We start from the raw sequence: 20,892 nt of genomic DNA on the forward strand, positions 1-20,892 counted from the left end.
CTAACGCAAAGTCGAAGAAGTCGACTTTTATTCATTGGACCAATGAGGTATTTTGCATACAAACCAATTGATTATTGTGTTTTATTACCCTTTACTCTTCTAAATATACCAAATATTGATGTTGTCATTAAACTCGGCAGCAGTGGGATCCCAGTTATGAACCAAGCCAGTGAAAGTGAAATTGTGATACGCCGCTTGTATCAAATCACGAATGATTATCGAAAGGGCTTCGAGAGTCAGATCGCTCAGCTGCTTATCATGGGGCTCGAACGCTTTAATTTAGATATTGGTATTTTGTCGAAAGTTGATGGTAATACGTATTTAGTTGAACACTGCGTCACACCTGAGGGGGTTGAACTTAATAGTGGTGACACCTTCGATTATCGCTCGACCTACTGTGAGATAACCTGTAAATCTATCAGTCCTATCTGCATTGAACATTGCTGCAAACACGATAAGTACGCGACTCACCCTGCCTACCAGTCTTTTGGTTTGGAGTCGTACATTGGTATTCCTATCTTCGTTAATGATGAGCTTTATGGCACCTTAAACTTTTCAAGCCCGGCTCCTTATCATCGTGAATTCAAAGAGTTCGACATCGACGTGATGAGGTTAATGGCCTCATGGATAGAAGTGGAACTCGTAAGAAGACAACAAGAACGAAAACTCAAAGAGCTCAATGAGAAGTTAGAGTATCAAGCGCTTTATGATCCTCTTACACACTTACCAAATAGGCGTTGCTTGTTCAAAACGCTGAATGTGGAGGTTGAGCAGTTAAAAGGCTCTTTAGGAAAAGGGACACTCGCGGTGGTCGACATCGATTTCTTTAAGATAGTTAATGACACTTATGGCCATCAAATGGGTGATGTTGTTTTAAAGAAAGTAGCGAACGTGTTGAGTCATAACACTCAAGAAGGCGAGTTTGTGGCGCGTTTTGGTGGCGAGGAGTTCATTCTTTGGTATCCAAATCGAACTCCCAGTTATGTTGAAGATAAGTTCATGATGCTTTTGCGAGAGATGAAGAAAATCACACTCGATAGAAAGCCAGTCACTATATCAATCGGAGCGTGTCATTTTAAATTGAGTACTGGAGATACCAAAGGGGAAAGAATGTCGGCGTTAGACTCGTTAATCAAAGTTGCCGATGAATGCCTTTACATTGCTAAACAAAATGGACGAGATCAGTTTATTTCTCGTCCATACCATCAAGAACACTCCGGCATGTAAGTCGAAAGTGGTTTGTTCTTAATGGGTAACTGTCGCAATTAGCTGAATAGATAAGGGAACAATTGACGACGTTCCGATGGCGTTAACGACTCAACTCTCGCGATGTTGGTATCAGGAATCGCTTCAGGGTTAGGGTAGTGCTTCAGCACTTTTTCCATGCTTGCTTCTCGAATCAAATGGTAAACCGGATACGGGGAGCGATTCGTTAGGTTTTCATCGTCTTCTGGATCCGCACCACCGAAGCAATAATCTGGGTGGAATGTCGCTACTTGATAAACACCTTCCCAACCTTCCTGTTTGATCAGCGCTTCTATCCAATCAATGAACATGTTGTAGTCGAAGAAATCTTGCAGCATGTTAGGGACAACCACCAACGTCGTCTCTAATTCTGCGACTGGCGTGTTATCTAACTCTGCGAAATGCGTCATGATGTCTTCCAATAACGCTTCTTCCGTATTCGCTTCACTCACAAAGATCTTAATCTGTTTATTACGTTGTGGCTTGGCTGCGAATGGGCACAGGTTTAGGCCAATAACGACATCGTCTAACCATTGCTTTACTTGGTCGTGGATGGTTTGAAGATCTATGCTTTGAGTGTTCGACATAACAGGTTCCGAAATGAAATTTTGCGTAGGATATCAGAACGGACGTTAATCAAAAGCAATAATTCAATCAGGCAGTTTGTGTTACTTAAGCTTCAGCTAGTTTCGAGGTTAATACCTGAAGCTGTTTCAATTGATAGACCCAAGCAAATATTGCGACATAGAAGATAGAACCACCTGCGATCACACCATTCCAGCCAAACAGCTGCCAACAGTGCAAGAGTAAGAACCCCCCCAAGCTCCCGCCTATGTAATAGTGGACTAAGTATAGTGCGGTTGCTGTGGCCTTAGCGCTCGGTGCTTTTTGACTTACCCAAGAGTAGGCAAGGGTATGGGCGAAGAAGGCACCGCCACTTATCAGTAGTAAACCAGCGAGTATGAACGGGACTTTGTCGATGGCAGAAATTAGCATTCCGATTAAGCTGATACACACGCCCATCAATATCCCGCTTAACGGATCAAAATGAAGTGTCCATTTGTTAGAGAGTTTAGAACTTACCGTTCCGGCCAAGTAACATAGGAATATGAGTGAAGCCAAACCAACAGGTACTGAGTGAGGTTCGGATACCAACCTAAAGCCCATTACTGAATACAGGTTAACGAATAGCGCGAAGTTAGCGCCCCCAATCAACATCGCGAGCCACAAGGTGCGGTTTCTTAAATGCATCACTACCGAGCGGTTATGATGAAAGAACAGCCCTTTCTGTGGCTTGAAGTTTTGTTGGTCAGGCAGGCTATACGCAATATAGAGTGCACCAAGTAAAGATCCGACCACGAAAAATACCACCGTCGCATGCCAATCGAAATAGTCTGTGATTAAGCCGCCTAATACACGTCCGAAGATACCACCTAATGAGTTGGCCGCAATATAGCCACCAATCGCGACCGCAAACGCTTTGGGTGATAACTCTTCCACCATGTAGGCAACCGCGACACCAGCAAAAGCGGCGACAGCAATGCCCATGAAAGCTCTCGCAATAACCAGTTGTAACAGGGTTGTCGTGAACACCATGCTCAATCCAATCACAGGAATCGCAAATAAGCTGAATAGAATGATAGGTTTTCGACCAAAGGTTTCAGATGCAATTGCCCAGGGTACTAAGCTAATCGAAAGTCCTAATGTCGTTGCGGCAAATAACCAATTGATTTGAGTTTCAGATACTTGGAAGTGCTCTGCCATGTGCGGCAAAATTGGCTGAAAGAGATAAAGGTTACAAAAAATGATGAACGAGCCCATTGCCAATGATCGGGTGATTCGTTTGTACTGAGGACTGCCTTTATCAAACATTGATGTTGTGCCTGTACGAGTTAGTAAGCTATTTGTGAACAAGTTATCAGTACGGGTATGATTAAAGAAATATATTAAAGATATAACCTCAATATATAAAATATATCGACATGCTTGAATCAAAACCCCTTCGACATTTTCTGGCCGTTGCTCAGTTTGGTAACTTTACTCAGGCCGCAAAAATGCTGCATATTGCACAGCCTGCATTGAGTATTTCCATCAAGAAACTTGAGCAAACATTGGAGTTAATTCTGTTCCGTCGCGGAGACAAATCCGTCACCTTAACGGAAGAGGGGAAGGTGTTGTTCGAGCATGCCAAGAGAATTGCTCAACAGTTTGATGATGCTCAACTCGCAATGAACGAGTTAAAGGGGTTAGAGAAAGGAGAGGTTCGTTTAGGGGCGCCAAGCATGATGGGGAGTTACTTTTTCCCACAAGTGGTGATGGCGTTTAAAAGCCAATACCCAAACTTAAAACTGACGATTATAGATGCAGGTACCGCTTCGATTCGGCAGATGCTATTAAACGGTGAGCTTGATATTGGGGTTATCAATCATGAAAACGTGCCTGATGATCTTGAAACTGACCACCTATTAAGTTCAGAAATGTTAGCCGTCGTTGGTAAAGATCACCCATTGGCAACGCAACCATCCATCACCTTTGAAGAGTTTTTCGCTCAAGAACTGATCATGTTCAAGTCGGGTTATTTCCACCGTGACTTTATCGATGCGACCTGTAAAAAGTTCAATCTAGACATGACCATCGCATTCGAAACCAATTTACTCCCGATGATTCTATCTATTGTAAAACGAGAGTTCGCCATTACTGCGTTACTCAGTTTAGTGACAGAGTATGAAGCAGATGTTGTCGGCGTGCCATTTAAAGATCCGGTGAAACTGAATCTCTCTTTAGCATGGAGAAAAGAAGGCTATTTGTCGAAGGCAGACCGAACCTTTATTGATTTCGTAAAGCAGTATGTGTGATTAAGTGAGGCTCGACCAGAAAAAACAAAGCCCACACATCCTTGGTTGGATCTGCGGGCTTTGTTGTATAGAAGTATTAAGCTCTAAGGCCACATTATGTGTTCTTTGAGTTATACATCTTATCGAAGTTCTTCTGATTCCAACCGACCATCACTTGATCACCGATTTTCAGTACAGGGATAGAGCGCGCGCCCATTGCCTGCAATTCTTTACGACCACGCTGCATTTTTGCATTCGTGAGGCGATATTCAATTTTCTTTGAGTCCAGATAGCGTTGGGCATCTTTACAGTGCGGACATTTGTCAGCGACGTACAATACAACACGTTTCATTTTTACAATCTCTTTTTGAGTGTAGCTCTTGGTGAATCTCGCTAAAGTGTAACGAATCCTAGGTGATTAGAAAAGTGTGATCAGTTACACTATGCGGCTCAAATTTCAAGACCACAACGTATTGTCGTGGTGTAACCGATACGGTCTTTCAGCATGCATCCTTCTTTGCGGTATATTCAAGGCTATCCCAAGCACATTATTGATCCTGTTACTCAGTTACTTGAGTCGGATAAGTTAGTGCCTTGGTTTGAAGCTCGTTATCCAAATAATCATGAGATAAAGAGCGAGAGAGCCTTATTTGACTATGCGATTGAGATAAAAAATCGCTATATGAAAAAAACACCGCCCATTAGCAAAGTAATGTACGACGGGAAGATACACCTAATCAATAATGCATTAGGCCTTCATTCTTACGTTGCGAAGAATCACGGTGGAAAGATCAAATCGAAAAATGAAATTCGCATAGCGAGTGTTTTTAAGAACGCACCAGAGCCTCTATTGAGAATGCTGGTGGTTCATGAACTGGCGCATATTAAAGAGAAAGAGCACGATAAAGCTTTTTACCAACTATGCTGTCACATGGAACCGGACTATCACCAACTTGAGTTAGATGCCCGTTTATTCATGATGTATTTAGATTTAAAGAAGTAGCCCAATGAGCCAATCACAAAACAGAACTACGCTAAGCCTGTCGAAGAACAGTACCTCATCAGCACAAACTAAAGATAACCAAGCTGATGTTAAGCCAAGCACAGCTGAGCCAAGCAGCGACAAGCGTATTTCTACAAAGAACACATCTGACAAAAGCCGTAAAAATAGTGCCCCTAAAGACGCTGGCAACAACAATGCAAAGCGACCTTTTGCAAAAAATAGTAAAGGTAAACAGGGTGCGAATAAAGGGTCATCGAATGAGGGTTCTTTTAATAAAACTGCTTTTAACAAAAACGCAGCTCAGAAAAGACGCTCGACTGAAAAGCCTCAAGGCGGATTGCACCCAAGAAACCAACACACAGGCCGATACGATTTTGACCTGTTGGTCGCGGCACTGCCTGAGTTGAAAGAACATCTGATTAAGAACCCTGTAGGGGAAGATACGGTTAACTTCTCTGATCCTCTGGCAGTCAAGCTTTTGAACAAAGCCTTACTTGCTCATCACTACGGTGTGAAGCATTGGGATATTCCTGCGGGTTATTTGTGTCCGCCTATTCCGGGACGTGCTGATTACATCCACAGAGTGGCAGATATCCTGAATAGCGATGGCCAAGGTGAATCTTATAACCATGCTTCTGTTAAAGCGCTAGATATCGGTGTTGGTGCAAACTGTATCTACCCAATCATCGGTGCGACAGAGTATAAATGGCGTTGTACTGGTACGGATGTGGATCCTGTTTCAGTGAAAGCGGCGAACTTTATGGCAGAAAGTAATGCAAACCTAAAAGGTAAGATCCGCAGTCGTTTGCAAGCAGACTCTGAATCCATCTTTAAAGGTGTGATCAAGGATAATGAGCGTTACGATGTCACTATCTGTAATCCTCCTTTCCATGGTTCACAAGAAGAAGCTGAGCAAGGTTCTCAACGTAAGCTAGATAACTTAGCAGCCAATCGAGCGAAGAAAGCAGGCTTACCGTTTAAGCCTGAGCGTAAAAACAAGAAGACGGCGCAGAATGCCGTAGATGCAGGGAGCAAACCAACATTAAACTTCGGTGGTCAGAAAACCGAGTTGTGGTGTCCGGGTGGTGAGGCCGCGTTTATCTTGAAAATGGCCAAAGAGAGTCAATTGTTCTCGACGCAAGTCTTGTGGTTTACGACGCTGATTTCTAAGAAAGACAACGTAGACATGATTCGTTCAGAACTTGGCAAGCTGAGAGCAAAAAAAGTGAAAGTGGTTGAGATGTCGCAAGGGCAAAAAGTCAGTCGCTTCGTTGCTTGGACATTTATGGACGACGAACAGCGTCAACAATGGATCGAATTGAAATAACGAATCCAAAACTGAAGTGACTGGTTTAAAACCGACCTCCCAAATGAACAACGGGCTTGCCGATACTTTCAGCAAGCCCGTTTTGATCTAATCATCTAATCATCCAATATCTTAACCGTAAGCTGCTTTAAACAGAAAGTAGCTCGTCTAATTCACTTTGGTACTTCTGCTGTAATGCGCCGTTACCGGTTTTCTTTTCTAGTTCGATTAAGATTTGAAGTGAGGGGACTTGATAGCCATAACGTTGGTGGAATTTAAACAGGCGCAGCCGTGCATCATTATAATCCTCAGTACTGACTTCTATCTTAGAGAGCTGGAGAATTGATTTTACGCGGTTTGGATCGTGGTCAATCGCACGAGAGAAGTAGTATTTTGCTTGCTCTACCTCTCCGGCCTTAAACGCACAAAAAGCCGCGTTTTCATAACTGGCAGATACCAGATAATAATAGGGTTGGTCGATGGCACGGTTAAAGTATTTATCGGCTTGCTCGTATTCGCCCTGTTTACACAAGAATGTACCGTAGTTGTTCAATACGTTGCCGTTTCTTGCGTCTAACCTCAGCGCTTTCTTATAGGCGTCTCTTGCTTCGTCAACTTCCCCAACTTGTTCGTAATAGTGCGCAATGGAAAGGCGTGCGCGATAGTAACTTGGCGCATGTTTAACGGCGAGCTCAAGATTCTCTCTAGCTCTTACCATGTTACCTTGCCCCATATATCCTAAGCCTAACTCGATTCGAGATTCAGACATCGCAATAGGATCGCTTTTTATCTTAGGTGGTCCTTCCGTCACAGAAACGCAGCCAGCCAGTGAGAATGAGGCGAGTAGCGCGAGATTTGATAGTTGTGGATATGAAAACAACGATTTGGCAGGCATGTGCGGCTCCTTATGAACACCAACCCATCATATGAAATCGCAGTCGTCGAAGTGGTAAATCTATTATGGAATGCGAGGCACACACCATAAAAAAGCCGCACTCAATTAGCTGTTTTATCAACAACCTACCGAGTGCGGCTTTATCAAGATTGGTTACAACGAATTATTAATTACTACGAACTGTTGATTACAACGAACTCACGTTTAATCGTCTTTAGTGAAGTTGTCTTCGCTGAAGTGATCCAGATCGTAAGGCGTTTGTTGGTAAACGCAGTAGTTTAGCCAATTGGAGAACAGCAAGTGTCCATGGCTTCTCCAGCTTGCAACTGGCTTATTATCTGGATTGTTGTTCGGGTAGTAATTGATAGGAATCGTCGGCTCCAGGCCTTCCCCTAAATCACGAACGTACTCACCGTGTAATGTATGCGCATCGTATTCTGGGTGGCCGGTGACAAACACATTTCGCTTATCTTTGGTTGCAGCTAGATAAACACCCGCAACGTCAGATGTTGCGAGAATATCCAATTCAGTATGGTCGGTTAGGTATTCTTGTGAAAAATCGGCATAACGTGCGTGGGGCGCTAAAAATGAGTCGTCAAAGCCACGCAGAAGAGGGTGGTATGGGTTATGTATCTCGTGATTATAAACACCAGAAAGTTTCTCTTTGCGAGTGCGCTTTGGCAAATCATACAGCAGTTTTAAGCCCGCCTGAGCCGCCCAACACACATACAAGGTTGAGGTCACGTGCTTGTTTGCCCATTCCATGATGGTTTTTAGGTGGTCCCAGTAGATCACATCTTCAAATTGAACCAAGCCAAGCGGTGCTCCAGTGATGATCAATCCATCAAAGTTTCTCCCTTTGACCATTTCAAATTGGCGGTAGAAGTTATCAAGGTGTTCAGTCGGTGTGTTTTTGCTTGGTCGGTCATCAATGCGCAGCAGCTCAACATCCACTTGCAATGGACTGTTTGATAGTAGGCGTAAGAATTGAGTTTCAGTTTCAATTTTCTTAGGCATTAGGTTGAGGATCAAGACTCGAAGTGGACGAATTTCCTGTGTCGATGCTCTTGATAGCGGCATAACAAAGATGTTTTCTTCACGAAGAACATCAGATGCTGGCAATTGGTCTGGAATGCGAATAGGCACAGCTTTCTCCCTAAGCTAGATATTTAGACGTCTATACTTCTAAATCTATAGTAGTTTGATACGCTTGTCGATATACAAAATGGATAGATGTAAATTATTTGTGTTTTTTATCAGAAGCAATACTTAGCTTGCTAGGTACAGCTGTGTTTTTTCATACATTCGTGTAGGGGGAATTGATTGGCTCAAGTCTGTAGGATTAGAGGAGTTATCGGAGCAACTCGATAGTATTTGAGATAAACTTACGTTTTCGAATTAGCCTGTAAAGTAACAGATGAAGTTAATACTCATTAGAGGGTTGCCTGGCTCGGGCAAGTCAACAAAAGCAAAGACCTACGATGCATTACATGTCGAAGCGGATATGTATTACGTGAATGAGCAAGGTGAGTATCATTTTGATCCTAGGCAATTGCAGCAAGCGCATGAGTGGTGTCAGAACACGACGGAAGGTAGTTTGAAGCAGGGGCTTGATGTTGTGGTATCGAATACCTTCATCAAACAGTGGGAAATGAAGGCTTATCGCCAACTTGCACTCAAATACAAAGCAGATTTGGTTATCGAAGTCTGCCGAGAGCAATATGGCAGCATTCACGATATCGAACCATCGGTGATTAAGCGTATGGCCAAAGATTGGCAAGAATAGCCCTGCGCTTTTTTGCTAACGACTATCTGGCTAACGAATTGAACACAACGACCAATATTAAGCTCAAAGAATAACTCCAAGGTAAAGATTGAAATGGCAAAGCGCTCAGTTGTGGTCGACATGACCTCTTATGGTATCTACTCCACATGGGATTCAAAATCTAAAGACCTACCAAAAATCCAAGAGTTCACCACCATTGTCGACGCAGAAATTGACGTCGAGTTTGGCTACATTCTGAATATCAAAAAGGCCAAAGGTGAAAAAATCCGTTACTGCATCTATCACCCAGATATCACTACAGACAAAGGTGACGTGTTAGAACCGTTTGATGGGGAAGAATACGTCGGCAACAACGATTGGGACTTCTACTTAGGCGACACAATCTGGGCTCCTGTCTCGAACAAACTCGGTAAATGGCGTATGACGGTTGAGCTAAAAGGAAACATCATAGCCGACAAGACATTTGACTTAGTTGGCAAAAACGAAAGCCAGTTCTGGAAGCGTAGAGGATTTTAGACGAAATTTCTGGTAGACGTTAGCTTTGGGCTAAACGCAAGACAATAAAAAGCCGAGTCGCACCTCATGGGGGTCAGTTCACGACTCGGCTTTTTGATATGAGCTAAATGGCTTTTACCACCTAGCTTACAAGTAAGATTATTGTGTTACGTAAGCGACAACAAACTCAGTGATTGCGACCATGTCTTTCACTGCAATGTACTCTTCAGTGGTGTGAACTTTCGCCATACCAGTAGAAAGGTTAACCGTTGTTAGGCCTTTCGCATTGAAGTTGTTTGCATCGCTAGCGCCGCCAGTGCGTTTGGTATTTGCCGTTACGTCAAGTTTTTTGAATGCTGACTTGATAGAAAGAATATGCGGGTGATCGTCTGCAATCACGAATGCATCGTAAACACGAGTCGATTCGATTTCCACTTCAGCACCGAACTGCTTCGCGCTCTCTTGGAATGTCGAAATCATATGCTCAACTTGCGCTGTTAGCTTCTCATCGTTCAGTGAACGCGCTTCTGCTACGACTTTAAGCTCTGGCATTACAATGTTAGTCGCTTGACCACCTTCAACGATACCGACGTTTGCTGTCGTTTCTTCGTCGATGCGAAGCAGATTCATCTTGGTGATTGCGTCTGCAGCCACTTGAATTGCGCTGATGCCTTCTTCTGGTGCTAAACCAGCGTGAGCAGGGCGACCTTTGATCTTCGCAACAATTTTTTGCTGACCAGGTGCTGCATTGACGATAGTGCCAATCGGGCCGCCTGTATCTAGAACGACAGCGTGCTCAGATTGAATGTAAGACATATCGAAGTTCAGAGAACCGAATAGACCGCCTTCTTCGAATACGGTGAAGGCGACTTCGATGGTTTTGTGTGCTTGGCCTTCAGCTTGGACTACGCGAACCGCTTCCATAATAGCTGCGATGCCAGATTTATCGTCGCCGCCTAGAATCGTGTTACCTTTAGATCGGATGATGCCGTCTTCAATGATTGGCTCAATGCCGATACCTGGCGTAACTGTGTCCATGTGGCAGCTGAATACTGTGCTACCTGGAAGTGTGCCATCTAAACGAGCGTAGATGTTGAAACCGTTCGACACTTCTTCAGGTACAGCCAGTTTATGTACGTCAAAACCTAGTTCGCCTAGCTGCTCAGCCAGTGCTTCCGCGATGGCTTTCTCGTTGCGTGATTCACTATCGATTTTCACAAGATCGCAGAAATGGTCGACAAGACGTTGTTCATTAATTTGGGTCATTGTTAATTCTCATTATGTTTCCGCTCGTTCGTCAGAAGTCACGGCTATAGGAACAGGAAAATTACTATAACGCCAATGTGCCAGATGAATGCCTGAGTTAAATCAAGAAAGTTGCCTGACTATTCTATTTAATTAGAAAAATCTTATTTATATCGTCGAGCTGGCAACATTTTAATCTGTCTAGGGCTCGGGGTATTAACATTGGCCTAACGCTTTTCAATCTAAGTGATCATGAATGTACGCAAATTGATTTACATTAAGCTAGGGTATAAATATTCCTAGAATGATCGAATTGGCGAGCTATGTCGAACTCATCAAGTGGTACTTTCTCCTTATCAGGCTTGAAAGGGCGTGATGTTTGTTAGTAATTGATTTTCTTTTTCTTGCTACATGCAGGCTTTCTACTTAGGCTACAAACTCTTCTAATCTCCCTATTTACTTGATTGCATTAAAAAATGACTAATATTTTTATCGTTGTAGTAGTTCTTGTTGTGTTCTTTTACTTTATTCAAAAGTATGTGTTTAAACACGACGACACCAAAGACCACGCTTACCAAAAGAAAGGGGCGTTGCTCAACGTACAGCAAGCCACCTTTTATACGGCCTTGATCTCTGCAGTGGGCAATCACGGTGTGGTGTTTGCAAAAGTGAACATGGCAAACGTACTTGCGCCTGCAAAATCGAATACCAAGAAAAACTGGTTCATCGCGAACAATAAAATCGCTCGAAGCTATTTCGACTTTGTGGTGTGTGACCCGCGTACATTAGAGCCAAGAGTCATCATCGAGCTCGACAACGGCAAAGAGCTGAACAAGGGCAAGGTAGATCGCGAGAAGCTTCTAATACACGTGTGTAAATCGGCAGGCTTACCTTTGATTGGTACATCGGTAAAACACAGCTACCAAGTGAGTCGTTTGAAAAGGTTATTGGCAACTCATATTGACCTTATTGAACCATCGAAAGAAGTTCGATTTTGTAAGAAGTGCGGTAGCCCGATGATCATCAAGCTGGCAAGCCAAGGTGATTATAAAGGCCGACGCTTCTTCACATGTAGCCGTCAACCTAATTGTACTTACACCGAGAACTACAATGTTGTGTTCGATGTGGATGACGATTCTAACTAATATCTTGAGTCAAAACGTTTCATCTGAGGAATAAGACACGAAACAGGCAGATGTATGTAGCTATTGAAGTAGAGGCGAAATGTGATCTACTTCAAGCCATTGATCTGCTTTGTGTTTAAAATTTATTCTGATTGTTGTTTTTAAAAGCAAACGATCAGTTTTATGCAAATTTATCCTTGCACGCTACCCATTCACTCGCTATTATCCATCTCGTTCTGAAGCGTTAGCCACTTAGTAAAGCGGTTAGATAAGTTTCACAGCATTGCCCGCTTAGCTCAGTTGGTTAGAGTACTTGCATGACATGCAAGGTGTCACTGGTTCGAGTCCAGTAGCGGGCACCAAATTAAAAAGAAAGCCCACCTAGTGTGGGCTTTTTTGTGCCTGTAATTCCTTGCTTTATCAGACGCTTAGCTATTTTACAGTTCCATAAGATTCCATAGTATGTTGTAAAATCCACCGTTTAAAGTAATCTCTGAAGTAGTCTTTTAAGAATTAAGCAATTTCGAGGTTACTTCAGGGGATTACGATGGCGAAAAAAGTACAGCCTTTAACGGCAACTCAAGTTAAACAAGCAAAGCCTAAAGAGAAAGAATATAATTTAGGTGACGGTGATGGTTTATCATTGAAGATTAAGCCTATAGGAACAAAGCTATGGCGTTTTTCTTATTATCATCCCATTTCACGAAAGCGCTTGAACCTAGCCTTGGGTAAGTACCCTGACATCTCACTAGCTAAAGCAAGAACTAAAGCTATTGAAGCAAGAGAACTACTTGCTGATGATATTGACCCTAAAGAGCACCGTGACACTACACTTAAAGAAAAACAGTTAGAATTGTCGAATACGTTACAGTTGGTATTTGATGATTGGATTGAAGTGAAGAAAACAAGCGTCAAAGAGCAAACGGCTAAAAAGTTAAAGCAACGAATTGAGAAGTACCTCTTGCCCGATCTTGGTAAGTTCCCCCTTGGTGACATTACGGCACCACAAGCGATTAAAACCATTAAACCTATTGCGAACCAAGGTAAATTAGAAACAGTAGGGCGCTTGTGTCGCAACCTCAATGAGATAATGACCTTTGCAGTAAACACCGGTGTGATTGAGCACAACAAGCTCGCAGGTATTGGTAAAGCTTTTGAAACTGCCAAGGTAACTAACCAAGCGTCGTTAGCACCCGATGAACTTCCAGAGCTCCTCAAGACAATCAACTACGCATCCATTAAACTCATCACTCGCTGCTTGCTAGAATGGCAACTTCACACCATGACAAGGTCCTCTGAAACGGCTGGAGCACGTTGGGATGAAATTGACAGAGAAAAGAGGCTTTGGGTCATTCCTGCTGAACGAATGAAAAAGGGAAGAATGCACACCATTCCTTTAACAAAACAAACTTTAGACCTATTAGAGACGATTGATTTCATCACGGGGGATAGTGAATTTCTTTTCCCAGCAGACAAAAGTAACAACAATCACATCAACAAAGAGACAGCAAATAAAGCATTGGTACGAATGGGCATGAAGGGCAGGCAAACGTCTCATGGTTTGCGCGCATTGGCCAGTACCACTCTAAATGAACAGAACTTTGACCCAGACATTATCGAAGCTGCACTTTCTCATGTGGATAGAGATAAGGTAAGAAGCGCATACAATCGCACAGATTACCTTGAACGTCGTAAAGTTCTCATGGCGTGGTGGAGTGATCACATTGAAGAAGCTGCAAAGGGGAGCTTGTCGATGAGTGGTAAAAAGAGCCTTAAGGTTGTGGGTTAATAGGAAGTATGTAATTTGATCTCAGCAAATCCATGTTACGGCGTCACAAAGGGCCTTTACTGAATTTAAAGGCTGGGCATAGGCATAGGGTACGGCTTTTCTATGGTGCATATAACCTAAATAATTTCAGACATATGTCATTTAAGTGAAATCCACTCACTTGTAAGGTGTCAATATGTCAAACGTAACCACTCGCTTAATCCGTCTCAATGAAGTACTAGTAATGACTGGCTTATCAAGGTCGGGAATGTATCGCTCTATAGAAAAACAGCAGTTTCCATCACAGGTGCCTATTGGTGACAGAGCTGTCGCTTGGGTCGAAAGTGAGGTTCAAGACTGGATTCTTGATAGGATAGTTAGTCGTTGATTCGTGATGTGATGGAGAGTGAATAACTCTCCATTTTGGATCTGAATGTAGACTAAAATATTAAATCCATTAAAAATCAATTGGATGCATACGCGATAGCCTTCGCTTTCAATTATTAACCACCAATTCAACCACCAGTGGTTCACTTCCTAGATACGAGCCTATTAGGTTATGAATTACCTTAACTCAACCCCTTGCCTGATGCAAAGTATCAGCTTTGAGTTTCCTTCTCCAGTTACGTGATAGTCATTCCTATCTATATGGATGTTATGGTATCCATAAATTACAAAATAACGCTATAATAGACATTACTGTATCCAATAAGGCTGCGTATGAACTTTTCACTTTTAGATGATACCGATGTAAGCCAAGCTTTTGCTACTCATCTGCGTGGCTTACGCAAACAAGCGAAGCTATCGCGAGAGGCACTGGCCCAGCGTAGTTGTGTACCTGCTTCGACCATAAAAAAGTTTGAACTCACCGGACAAATATCATTTCGTCAGCTGCTGCTTTTGTGGCAGTCGCTGGATTCACTAGACAGACTTTATCAATTGACACAAACAACGTCTGACCGTACCGCTTTACCGACCAGTATAGAAGAGGTGCTTAAAGATGAGCTTTAAATCCATCCAAAAGTTGAATGTGGAGCGCACTCTTACAACGGGCGAAACGGTATCGGTGGGTGTATTAGCGCAAAACCGCCAAGGTGTTTTCTTTCAGTACGATGAAAACTATATAAGCAGGTTTGGCAATTTATCCCCTTTTACGCTTCAAGATGATGCGCGATTGCAGCAAGCACCGAAAGGACCGCACCAAGGCATTCACGGCGTTTTTGGTGATAGTCTTCCCGATGGTTGGGGTTTGCTGTTGCAAGATCGAGTATTCCGCCAACAAGGTATTTTGCCAGCACAAGTAACAGCAATGGATAGGCTGGCTTTTGTTGGCCAGCAAGGAATGGGGGCATTGTCTTTTACGCCTGTATCAGAGCTCTCATTAGAAAATCGTTCAGATATTGATTTGGAAACACTTGGCCTTGAAGCCCAAACCTTGTTTGACCAGTCCCTCTCTGATGAGTTAGACGGTATCACTCAGCAAGTGTTAGCAACCTTGGTAGCCGTCGGTAGCTCTGGCGGTGCTAGACCTAAAGCGCAAATTTATATGCCTGCTGGCGACGCGACCCAATGCCGCACCTATGTACAACCTGGCGATGAAGCATGGTTAGTTAAGTTTACTTCTAAGAACTTAGCCTTGGGCCACGAAGAAGGTTTGTGTGAAGCGGCCTATTTAGAAATGGCTGGGTTGGCAAAATGTCAGCCACCGACGTGGCAGTTAATCGAAGCACCTACAAGTAGTGGTGCTAAAGCATGGCTTGCGTTAAAGCGTTTCGATTATTTACCCGCGCAAGAGAAGGCTGGGCGTTTACATATGCACAGTGCCTGCGGCTTATTGGATGCTGATTTTCGAAGCCCGAGCTTAGACTACAGCGACCTTATTAAAGCCAGTCGTCAACTCTGTAAGTCACCAGCTGCTGGGCAACTTCAATTTCGTCGCGCAATGTTTAACTTATTTGCCGCGAACCAAGATGATCACAGTAAGAACTGGGGCTTTTTACAGGCAGATAATGGAAGCTGGCAACTCGCACCATTTTACGATGTAACGTTTAGCCCTCACCCTTTTAACGAGCATGCTACTGCCTTTGCTGGCTACGGAAAAGCGCCACCATTCAAAGTGATGCAAAAGCTGGCTGCTAGTGCAGGCTTTGCTAATTGGAAGGAAGCACAGCAATGCATTCAAGAGGTAGTTGATGCCATTAGTCAGTTTAGGCAGCTTGCTAAGCAACACGGGGTGAGTAAGACCACTGTGTCAGCGATAGAAAAAACACTTGCAGAGCGTAAGCAAGAAAATGCGGCATTGCTGGTTTGAGATGGCGTTTCTTAAGTTGGCGTAGCATTAAGATAAAATAAGACGAGTAGATAAAACATGAAACCAGGTCGAAATGAACCTTGCTCTTGTGGCAGCGGTAAAAAGTACAAACGTTGCTGCATGAACAGTATATCTAAGCAACATGCATCAATGCTGGATGATATTGAGCAAGTTGCTGCAATGAACCCTAACTTGTCTATAGAAGAACTTAATATTGTTGCAGAGCAAAAAATGAAGGCGGCTAATGATCGGCCTCATCCTGACTTTTGTGGCCTTTCGCCAACACAAATGAGTAATTGGTTTTATGCACCTTTCAAGGAACTGGAACAGGTCACGATAAAGACTCCAGACGATCTTAAGACCAGCCCGGTGATGCGTTACTTAAAATTGATATTGGATGAAGCAATGCAAAACGATGGCTCATTTAAAGCCACCAGCAAGGGCAACTTACCGACAATAATCGTCAAACAGGCCAGTGAATTATTGCCAGAGTTTGCAGTATCTCAATTTGAACGGCATATTAGTATCAGTGAATATGCAGGCAGTAACGAAGATAAATTTAATGCATTGCATTACAGCCGGGTACTGGCAGAGATAGCGGGTATCATCTATCGTCGAAGCGGGCGTTATCATGTTAAAAAAACGGCTCAAAAGCAGTACCTAGCACACGGCATTCAAGCGTTCTTCATCCCTATGTTCGAAGCGGCAACCTCTCAGTACAATTGGGGCTACCTAGATGGATGGGAGCACGATATTGATCTAAGAACCTTCTGGGTATTTATGCTGTGGCGCTTGCAAAGTCATGGCAATACGGAACAGTTGATTGAAGAGGTAATGACCGCATTCCCTGACTTACTGCTGAGATGCCCTGAAGATGAGTACTCGTCCCCAAGTCAGCTACTAGGCACAATGATTGAATCGCGTTTTATTAAACGGTTTCTGGAGTTTTGGGGCTTTGTGAAAGTTGTGCCAATGAGGCATGTCAATGAGTTTAGGATGCCAAATAAAGTAGAAGTGCAGCCATTGATGAAGCAAGCTTTTGAATTCAGGATTGAAGTCTAATAAAGAGGTAAGGGCAGAGCATGTTAAATATTTCAGAGATAGATAAGGCCGTCAGTAAAGCTCAAAGTGTTATGCCCTGGATTACTGGCATTACTTCACCAGAACAATATCAAGAACTGATTGCCACGATGGAAGTGCTTATCGAAGATTATGATGCTCATCAGCCAGTGATCGACTTGATGTTTCCGGTGATTGAAAGATATGAAGAAGCGGAGCCGTTTAATGAATTTAATCAAACTATTGATAAGCTTGAGCCAGGCATCGCCATGCTAAGAGTTATCATCGATCAGCACCAGTTGACGTTAAGTGATTTCAAAGAAGAGATAGGTGCCAAATCGACGGTATCGATGATCTTAAGCGGAAAGCGCTGTCTAACGCTCAACCACATTAAGGCACTATCAGCGCGTTTTCGTGTACCAGCCTCATTGTTTATCGGCTAGTGGTAGTTTTGGCAGCCTGTAAACAAAGAGGATACAGATATATTTCATCTTCCTGGATAAACCAATAACCAGGAGAACATGATGGACATTATTCAGAATCGTAGTGAGCGTTTCCTGCGCTTACGCGATGTTATGGAAACGACAACACTCTGCCGTAACAGTATTTATAACTTGATTAAAGCCGGTGACTTTCCTAACAACTACGCCATTATGGGTAAGTGAAAAGCGTGGCTTGAAAGTGAAGTGCAAGCATGGCTTCAAACCAAAATCATACCGTATAACTGAGAGCCTGTTAAAGATGAAGCGACTTTGGGCCGCCTCCACTTTAGGAATATTAGTTGTCTGTTAGTGATGAGTGTTGCTCTTGAATAAGTTCTTTTATTACCGTTCTTTCGCTCTTTTTTTTGCGTTTTGATAGCTCTTTTAATTGAGCCTTTGATTTACTGCTTAAGCCAATGCTTTTAGCCTCTTCAGCATTATCATTGCCATTTTTTCTCACCCATGCCTTTCTCAGTGTTTCGATTTTTTTAGCGGTATCTTCGGGGTGCTGTAGGAATGATAAATCTAAATAAGTGAGCAGTGCATCATGCAGGCTTTCAGTGTCAGTGATGATCCAAGGGAGCTCGAACTCGGCATCTTTCGCCTGAAGGTTGTGGTGAAGCCATGCTATTTGATCTGCATTGTCATGTTCAATCCAAGAATGACTTGCATGTAAGAATACCTGTTGCCAGTCAAACTTTAACCGTAAAATAATCTCGGAAAGATTGAAATGTCGATAATCATCATTATCACCACGGCACTTTACTTGAGCTGAACTTAAATCGTAGAAAGCCTTAAGAATGGCTTGGAAGCGACTACGATGTGAGCCATAGCTGCTTTTAGGAATGACAGTGTCGGCATCAAAATCAGTAGATAATGAATTGATAAAGCTTTCATCTTTAATGCGTATAAAGTCCTTCCTTTGAGGCTCCTCCATCCTTAAATTTTCGTTATGATCTTGTTGTGCTAGCTTGTCATTATCGTAGTCATTTATGTCGTACGTCTTTCTACCTGGAAGCTTTTCTAAATCATCGAAGTTGTATGGATCTCGTGCATTTCTTACGTTTTTTTTGGAAGTCGTCTCAGTTGTATATTGAGACAAACTTGATGAATGAATCATGCTCATCTGGTCTAAATACCGCTTCTGAAATTCAGGTCTATTCAAAAGCGTCATAATACAAAAGCCTGAAATTCTAGGTGAGTTAATCCAGTCCAAAACATCGTCACTAGGGTTGATTTTCTCTTGATAAATGAGCGATAAAAGCTTTGCATGCTGCCTCGCTTCAGTCTCATTAAAATGGGTTAGCAATGAGTTTTCCGCATCAATTAAACTACCATTCTGTATCGATGAGTGAGAGTCTCTATCTCGAACTAACCTGGCTACTTCAGCAACATAAAAATCGCTCTCATCCTTGCTTCTAGCTTTGAAAAGCGGTTCTTTCTTCATGACTATTCCATTCGTTTTTATTGACTTGCCCTAAGTTTATTATGTTATTTATGTGTCTTTTTTACTATAAATTACGTATTATTTAGTTTATTTTTGGGTCTTTTTTGTTGCCTTTTGTGACGCGAATACTTGTTTCTATTGAGGTAGTGGCTGTTTTTTTGGGGATATGTGCATTTATCATTGTCTTGGTGTTGCTTAATTGGCTTGTGAAACACAATTAACGGGACAAGGTGATTGGTTAGCCTTTGAAGTAACGTCGATGAATTCATCCAATAACGCCAGACCAAAATAAGCTACTTTTGAGGTGAGTTTTTGCTGTTGCTATAGAAGAGGGAATTACGAGGCGGGAACACCTAAACGATGTCGGTATAGTTATATACATACCTCTCTCTTAGTGAACATACCTTAGTATGGTCACCTGATAACCCAGTAAATAAATACAACAGATCTTACTTATGATAACCAACCATAGGTAAGTAAAAATGAACAACAACTACTTCAAAGGGCTGCCCATTCTTGGCAACTTAAATGACTACAATGAAAGATACTTAGATAAAATAATTGATACATTGAATCACGCATGTGATGAGTACAAACGCGTCTATGCAGTACGGATTGATCTTAAGATGCCACAAGCTCCTCAAGAGCTTGACTGTTTGAGTCGAGATGAGATCGTCAACCAATGTCGATCTAGAGATCGTGCAATCTCACTGTTTACTGAATCGCTTAAAGCAAAAATTAAAGCAATGGACCACAGGTACGACAAAGCTAAACAAAGGGTACGTCCTACAATAGTTCGGTTTATTTGGTGTAGAGAACGAGATACATCAGCAAACGATCATTACCACATGGTCTTGTTTTTTAACAAAGAGAAATTTCATAAGCTAGGTGACTGGGAGAGGAGAGGTACTTTGGCAGGAATGATTCGTGAAGCTTGGGCTAGTGCGCTAGGTATGGATTATCACAATACTGATGGGTTGGTGCATTTTACCAAAAATGGCGGGTACTATTTACATCAAAGTAAACCTGAGTTCACGTGCCAATATGAGAACTTGTTTTATCGGCTAAGCTATCTAGCAAAAAAAGAGACCAAACATTACGGTGAAGGGCGTCGTAATTTTAGTACCAGTTATCGGTAGTGATGAATGGAGGGTATTTAGCCCTCCAGTATATTAATCAAACCATGACTTAATCGCACTCAAGGTGATACCTACCACTTCAATGGGTGCAAAGACGACATCAACCGCAGTCGCTACTGTGCCCGTTATCAGCTCGCCAGTGGCACCGATGATTTCACCATCACTCAGTTTGTCGTAAGTATTGTTTAGAGTATCAACGGTACCCTTGTATGCAGCCTCAATAGGTTTAGCGACAAGATCCCCAGGAGCCCCGATAACGGTGTTTACACTATCAGGCAAGCCAATATATTCACCAGCATACTTGGCCCCTGTAGAGGCGATAGCGATGGTGCCTAGCGGGCCTTTGGCAAATTGTTTAACTGATTGACCGAGTAAACCTTGCCTAGCTGCCACATGAACGATGACATGACCGCTGCTACTCACTTGGTTAGACGTATGTCGCTGTTCAATGCAGCGATTGACGAAGTGCTCACAATTGTTCGTAGCTACATCATAACCAGGTTTGCCTACCTGCTGTTTTGCGTAATCAATGGCATCTTGTGGATAGGGTGCGCGACGCTTCACTCTGATTTCTTTATCGTCAGAAAACGTAGCTAAGCAACTGAGTATGACTTGCTTAGCTTGAGCGCAAAGATGAATTACTTCGTCATTTCCGATGTATAAGCCATGGTGCTCAGTAATCCCCAGTACATCAACGTTCACCACCAGATGATCGCCAGGTTGTAAATGTTCCATGATAGAAACCTCTCTTAG

The 20,892-nt window shown here is 42.8% G+C and carries 23 protein-coding genes and 1 tRNA gene; 16 read left to right on the forward strand and 8 right to left on the reverse strand.

The features are described from left to right. The first annotated feature begins 156 nt into the window (after nt 1-156). Nucleotides 157-1,227, forward strand: coding sequence for a sensor domain-containing diguanylate cyclase (locus ACMAZD_RS08320; RefSeq protein WP_435249252.1), 1,071 nt, complete (start codon nt 157-159; stop codon nt 1,225-1,227). A 38-nt stretch (nt 1,228-1,265) separates the two neighbouring features. On the opposite strand, the gene ACMAZD_RS08325 is transcribed toward ACMAZD_RS08320, so the two are convergent. Beyond that, nucleotides 1,266-1,832, reverse strand: coding sequence for a DUF1415 domain-containing protein (locus tag ACMAZD_RS08325; protein WP_435249253.1), 567 nt, complete (start codon nt 1,830-1,832; stop codon nt 1,266-1,268). An 85-nt stretch (nt 1,833-1,917) separates the two neighbouring features. Next, on the reverse strand, nt 1,918-3,117 hold the full coding sequence (locus tag ACMAZD_RS08330) for an MFS transporter (RefSeq protein WP_435249254.1): 1,200 nt from the start codon (nt 3,115-3,117) through the stop codon (nt 1,918-1,920). Nucleotides 3,118-3,227: 110 nt separating this feature from the next. Here ACMAZD_RS08330 and ACMAZD_RS08335 point away from each other — a divergent pair, with 110 nt between their 5' ends. After that, nucleotides 3,228-4,100, forward strand: a complete 873-nt coding sequence (locus ACMAZD_RS08335) for a LysR family transcriptional regulator (protein ID WP_435249255.1) — start codon at nt 3,228-3,230, stop codon at nt 4,098-4,100. Nucleotides 4,101-4,194: 94 nt separating this feature from the next. Here the strand turns inward: ACMAZD_RS08335 and ACMAZD_RS08340 are convergent, their stop codons facing one another. Next, a complete protein-coding gene (locus tag ACMAZD_RS08340) occupies nt 4,195-4,431 on the reverse strand; it encodes a glutaredoxin family protein (RefSeq protein WP_004734934.1) in 237 nt (78 codons plus the stop codon). Between the two features lie 153 nt (nt 4,432-4,584). Between ACMAZD_RS08340 and ACMAZD_RS08345 the strand changes: the two genes are divergently transcribed. Both ACMAZD_RS08345 and rlmF read left to right on the forward strand, forming a co-directional pair. Beyond that, nucleotides 4,585-5,082: a M48 metallopeptidase family protein gene (locus ACMAZD_RS08345; protein ID WP_435249256.1), complete on the forward strand. Its 498-nt coding sequence runs from the start codon at nt 4,585-4,587 to the stop codon at nt 5,080-5,082. A gap of 4 nt (nt 5,083-5,086) precedes the next feature. Further along, complete coding sequence (rlmF, locus tag ACMAZD_RS08350; protein WP_435249257.1) at nt 5,087-6,409, forward strand: 23S rRNA (adenine(1618)-N(6))-methyltransferase RlmF; 1,323 nt, start codon at nt 5,087-5,089, stop codon at nt 6,407-6,409. Nucleotides 6,410-6,536: 127 nt separating this feature from the next. On the opposite strand, the gene pilW is transcribed toward rlmF, so the two are convergent. Next, nucleotides 6,537-7,283, reverse strand: a complete 747-nt coding sequence (gene pilW / locus ACMAZD_RS08355; protein WP_435249258.1) for a type IV pilus biogenesis/stability protein PilW — start codon at nt 7,281-7,283, stop codon at nt 6,537-6,539. 204 nt (nt 7,284-7,487) lie between these two features. After that, on the reverse strand, nt 7,488-8,429 hold the full coding sequence (gene metA / locus ACMAZD_RS08360) for a homoserine O-succinyltransferase MetA (RefSeq protein WP_435249259.1): 942 nt from the start codon (nt 8,427-8,429) through the stop codon (nt 7,488-7,490). A gap of 271 nt (nt 8,430-8,700) precedes the next feature. Between metA and ACMAZD_RS08365 the strand changes: the two genes are divergently transcribed. Next, nucleotides 8,701-9,069: an AAA family ATPase gene (locus ACMAZD_RS08365; protein ID WP_435249260.1), complete on the forward strand. Its 369-nt coding sequence runs from the start codon at nt 8,701-8,703 to the stop codon at nt 9,067-9,069. A 93-nt stretch (nt 9,070-9,162) separates the two neighbouring features. Beyond that, a complete protein-coding gene (locus tag ACMAZD_RS08370) occupies nt 9,163-9,585 on the forward strand; it encodes a DUF3859 domain-containing protein (RefSeq protein ID WP_435249261.1) in 423 nt (140 codons plus the stop codon). A 138-nt stretch (nt 9,586-9,723) separates the two neighbouring features. Here ACMAZD_RS08370 and ACMAZD_RS08375 read toward each other — a convergent pair whose 3' ends face one another. Beyond that, nucleotides 9,724-10,830, reverse strand: a complete 1,107-nt coding sequence (locus tag ACMAZD_RS08375) for a M20/M25/M40 family metallo-hydrolase (RefSeq protein WP_435249262.1) — start codon at nt 10,828-10,830, stop codon at nt 9,724-9,726. Between the two features lie 455 nt (nt 10,831-11,285). Between ACMAZD_RS08375 and ACMAZD_RS08380 the strand changes: the two genes are divergently transcribed. The 9 genes from ACMAZD_RS08380 to ACMAZD_RS08420 all read left to right on the forward strand — a co-directional run bounded on the left by ACMAZD_RS08380 (nt 11,286) and on the right by ACMAZD_RS08420 (nt 17,736). Next, the gene (locus tag ACMAZD_RS08380; RefSeq protein ID WP_435249263.1) at nt 11,286-11,954 is read left to right on the forward strand and encodes a DUF2726 domain-containing protein; all 669 of its coding nucleotides are present in this window, start codon (nt 11,286-11,288) and stop codon (nt 11,952-11,954) included. Nucleotides 11,955-12,218: 264 nt separating this feature from the next. Next, a tRNA-Val gene (locus tag ACMAZD_RS08385) sits at nt 12,219-12,295 on the forward strand. 185 nt (nt 12,296-12,480) lie between these two features. Further along, nucleotides 12,481-13,722, forward strand: coding sequence for an integrase domain-containing protein (locus ACMAZD_RS08390; protein ID WP_435249264.1), 1,242 nt, complete (start codon nt 12,481-12,483; stop codon nt 13,720-13,722). 175 nt (nt 13,723-13,897) lie between these two features. Continuing rightward, entirely contained in the window at nt 13,898-14,089 is a 192-nt protein-coding gene (locus tag ACMAZD_RS08395; protein ID WP_017095369.1) for a helix-turn-helix transcriptional regulator, read from the forward strand. Between the two features lie 332 nt (nt 14,090-14,421). Beyond that, nucleotides 14,422-14,712, forward strand: a complete 291-nt coding sequence (locus ACMAZD_RS08400; protein WP_017095370.1) for a helix-turn-helix domain-containing protein — start codon at nt 14,422-14,424, stop codon at nt 14,710-14,712. Then, the gene (locus ACMAZD_RS08405; RefSeq protein ID WP_435249265.1) at nt 14,702-16,012 is read left to right on the forward strand and encodes a type II toxin-antitoxin system HipA family toxin; all 1,311 of its coding nucleotides are present in this window, start codon (nt 14,702-14,704) and stop codon (nt 16,010-16,012) included. Before ACMAZD_RS08400 ends, ACMAZD_RS08405 begins: the two co-directional genes overlap by 11 nt. 57 nt (nt 16,013-16,069) lie before the next feature. Then, nucleotides 16,070-17,074 (forward strand): SEC-C metal-binding domain-containing protein, encoded by a 1,005-nt coding sequence (locus ACMAZD_RS08410; protein WP_017095372.1) that lies wholly within the window; start codon nt 16,070-16,072, stop codon nt 17,072-17,074. A gap of 20 nt (nt 17,075-17,094) precedes the next feature. Further along, a complete protein-coding gene (locus tag ACMAZD_RS08415; protein ID WP_017095373.1) occupies nt 17,095-17,514 on the forward strand; it encodes a helix-turn-helix domain-containing protein in 420 nt (139 codons plus the stop codon). Between the two features lie 81 nt (nt 17,515-17,595). Next, entirely contained in the window at nt 17,596-17,736 is a 141-nt protein-coding gene (locus tag ACMAZD_RS08420; protein WP_017095374.1) for an AlpA family phage regulatory protein, read from the forward strand. A 112-nt stretch (nt 17,737-17,848) separates the two neighbouring features. Here ACMAZD_RS08420 and ACMAZD_RS08425 read toward each other — a convergent pair whose 3' ends face one another. Then, nucleotides 17,849-19,000 carry a hypothetical protein gene (locus ACMAZD_RS08425; protein WP_435249266.1) on the reverse strand — a complete coding sequence of 384 codons (1,152 nt, stop codon included), beginning with the start codon at nt 18,998-19,000 and terminating at the stop codon, nt 17,849-17,851. Between the two features lie 482 nt (nt 19,001-19,482). Between ACMAZD_RS08425 and ACMAZD_RS08430 the strand changes: the two genes are divergently transcribed. After that, on the forward strand, nt 19,483-20,139 hold the full coding sequence (locus tag ACMAZD_RS08430; RefSeq protein ID WP_017095376.1) for an inovirus Gp2 family protein: 657 nt from the start codon (nt 19,483-19,485) through the stop codon (nt 20,137-20,139). Nucleotides 20,140-20,172: 33 nt separating this feature from the next. Here the strand turns inward: ACMAZD_RS08430 and ACMAZD_RS08435 are convergent, their stop codons facing one another. Continuing rightward, a complete protein-coding gene (locus ACMAZD_RS08435) occupies nt 20,173-20,874 on the reverse strand; it encodes a lecithin retinol acyltransferase family protein (protein WP_017095377.1) in 702 nt (233 codons plus the stop codon). Nucleotides 20,875-20,892: the final 18 nt, after the last annotated feature.

This window comes from Vibrio sp. nBUS_14 (assembly GCF_051201655.1).
In the GTDB taxonomy this organism is placed as follows: domain Bacteria; phylum Pseudomonadota; class Gammaproteobacteria; order Enterobacterales; family Vibrionaceae; genus Vibrio.

Bases quoted from the DNA above. Each gene is read 5' to 3' on its own strand.
- ACMAZD_RS08320 (WP_435249252.1), top strand. From the start codon at position 157: ATGAACCAAGCCAGTGAAAGTGAAATTGTGATACGCCGCTTGTATCAA.
- ACMAZD_RS08325 (WP_435249253.1), bottom strand. From the start codon at position 1,832: ATGTCGAACACTCAAAGCATAGATCTTCAAACCATCCACGACCAAGTA.
- ACMAZD_RS08330 (WP_435249254.1), bottom strand. From the start codon at position 3,117: ATGTTTGATAAAGGCAGTCCTCAGTACAAACGAATCACCCGATCATTG.
- ACMAZD_RS08335 (WP_435249255.1), top strand. From the start codon at position 3,228: ATGCTTGAATCAAAACCCCTTCGACATTTTCTGGCCGTTGCTCAGTTT.
- ACMAZD_RS08340 (WP_004734934.1), bottom strand. From the start codon at position 4,431: ATGAAACGTGTTGTATTGTACGTCGCTGACAAATGTCCGCACTGTAAA.
- ACMAZD_RS08345 (WP_435249256.1), top strand. From the start codon at position 4,585: ATGCATCCTTCTTTGCGGTATATTCAAGGCTATCCCAAGCACATTATT.
- rlmF (WP_435249257.1), top strand. From the start codon at position 5,087: ATGAGCCAATCACAAAACAGAACTACGCTAAGCCTGTCGAAGAACAGT.
- pilW (WP_435249258.1), bottom strand. From the start codon at position 7,283: ATGCCTGCCAAATCGTTGTTTTCATATCCACAACTATCAAATCTCGCG.
- ACMAZD_RS08365 (WP_435249260.1), top strand. From the start codon at position 8,701: ATGAAGTTAATACTCATTAGAGGGTTGCCTGGCTCGGGCAAGTCAACA.
- ACMAZD_RS08370 (WP_435249261.1), top strand. From the start codon at position 9,163: ATGGCAAAGCGCTCAGTTGTGGTCGACATGACCTCTTATGGTATCTAC.
- ACMAZD_RS08375 (WP_435249262.1), bottom strand. From the start codon at position 10,830: ATGACCCAAATTAATGAACAACGTCTTGTCGACCATTTCTGCGATCTT.
- ACMAZD_RS08380 (WP_435249263.1), top strand. From the start codon at position 11,286: ATGACTAATATTTTTATCGTTGTAGTAGTTCTTGTTGTGTTCTTTTAC.
- ACMAZD_RS08390 (WP_435249264.1), top strand. From the start codon at position 12,481: ATGGCGAAAAAAGTACAGCCTTTAACGGCAACTCAAGTTAAACAAGCA.
- ACMAZD_RS08395 (WP_017095369.1), top strand. From the start codon at position 13,898: ATGTCAAACGTAACCACTCGCTTAATCCGTCTCAATGAAGTACTAGTA.
- ACMAZD_RS08400 (WP_017095370.1), top strand. From the start codon at position 14,422: ATGAACTTTTCACTTTTAGATGATACCGATGTAAGCCAAGCTTTTGCT.
- ACMAZD_RS08405 (WP_435249265.1), top strand. From the start codon at position 14,702: ATGAGCTTTAAATCCATCCAAAAGTTGAATGTGGAGCGCACTCTTACA.
- ACMAZD_RS08410 (WP_017095372.1), top strand. From the start codon at position 16,070: ATGAAACCAGGTCGAAATGAACCTTGCTCTTGTGGCAGCGGTAAAAAG.
- ACMAZD_RS08415 (WP_017095373.1), top strand. From the start codon at position 17,095: ATGTTAAATATTTCAGAGATAGATAAGGCCGTCAGTAAAGCTCAAAGT.
- ACMAZD_RS08420 (WP_017095374.1), top strand. From the start codon at position 17,596: ATGGACATTATTCAGAATCGTAGTGAGCGTTTCCTGCGCTTACGCGAT.
- ACMAZD_RS08425 (WP_435249266.1), bottom strand. From the start codon at position 19,000: ATGAAGAAAGAACCGCTTTTCAAAGCTAGAAGCAAGGATGAGAGCGAT.
- ACMAZD_RS08430 (WP_017095376.1), top strand. From the start codon at position 19,483: ATGAACAACAACTACTTCAAAGGGCTGCCCATTCTTGGCAACTTAAAT.
- ACMAZD_RS08435 (WP_017095377.1), bottom strand. From the start codon at position 20,874: ATGGAACATTTACAACCTGGCGATCATCTGGTGGTGAACGTTGATGTA.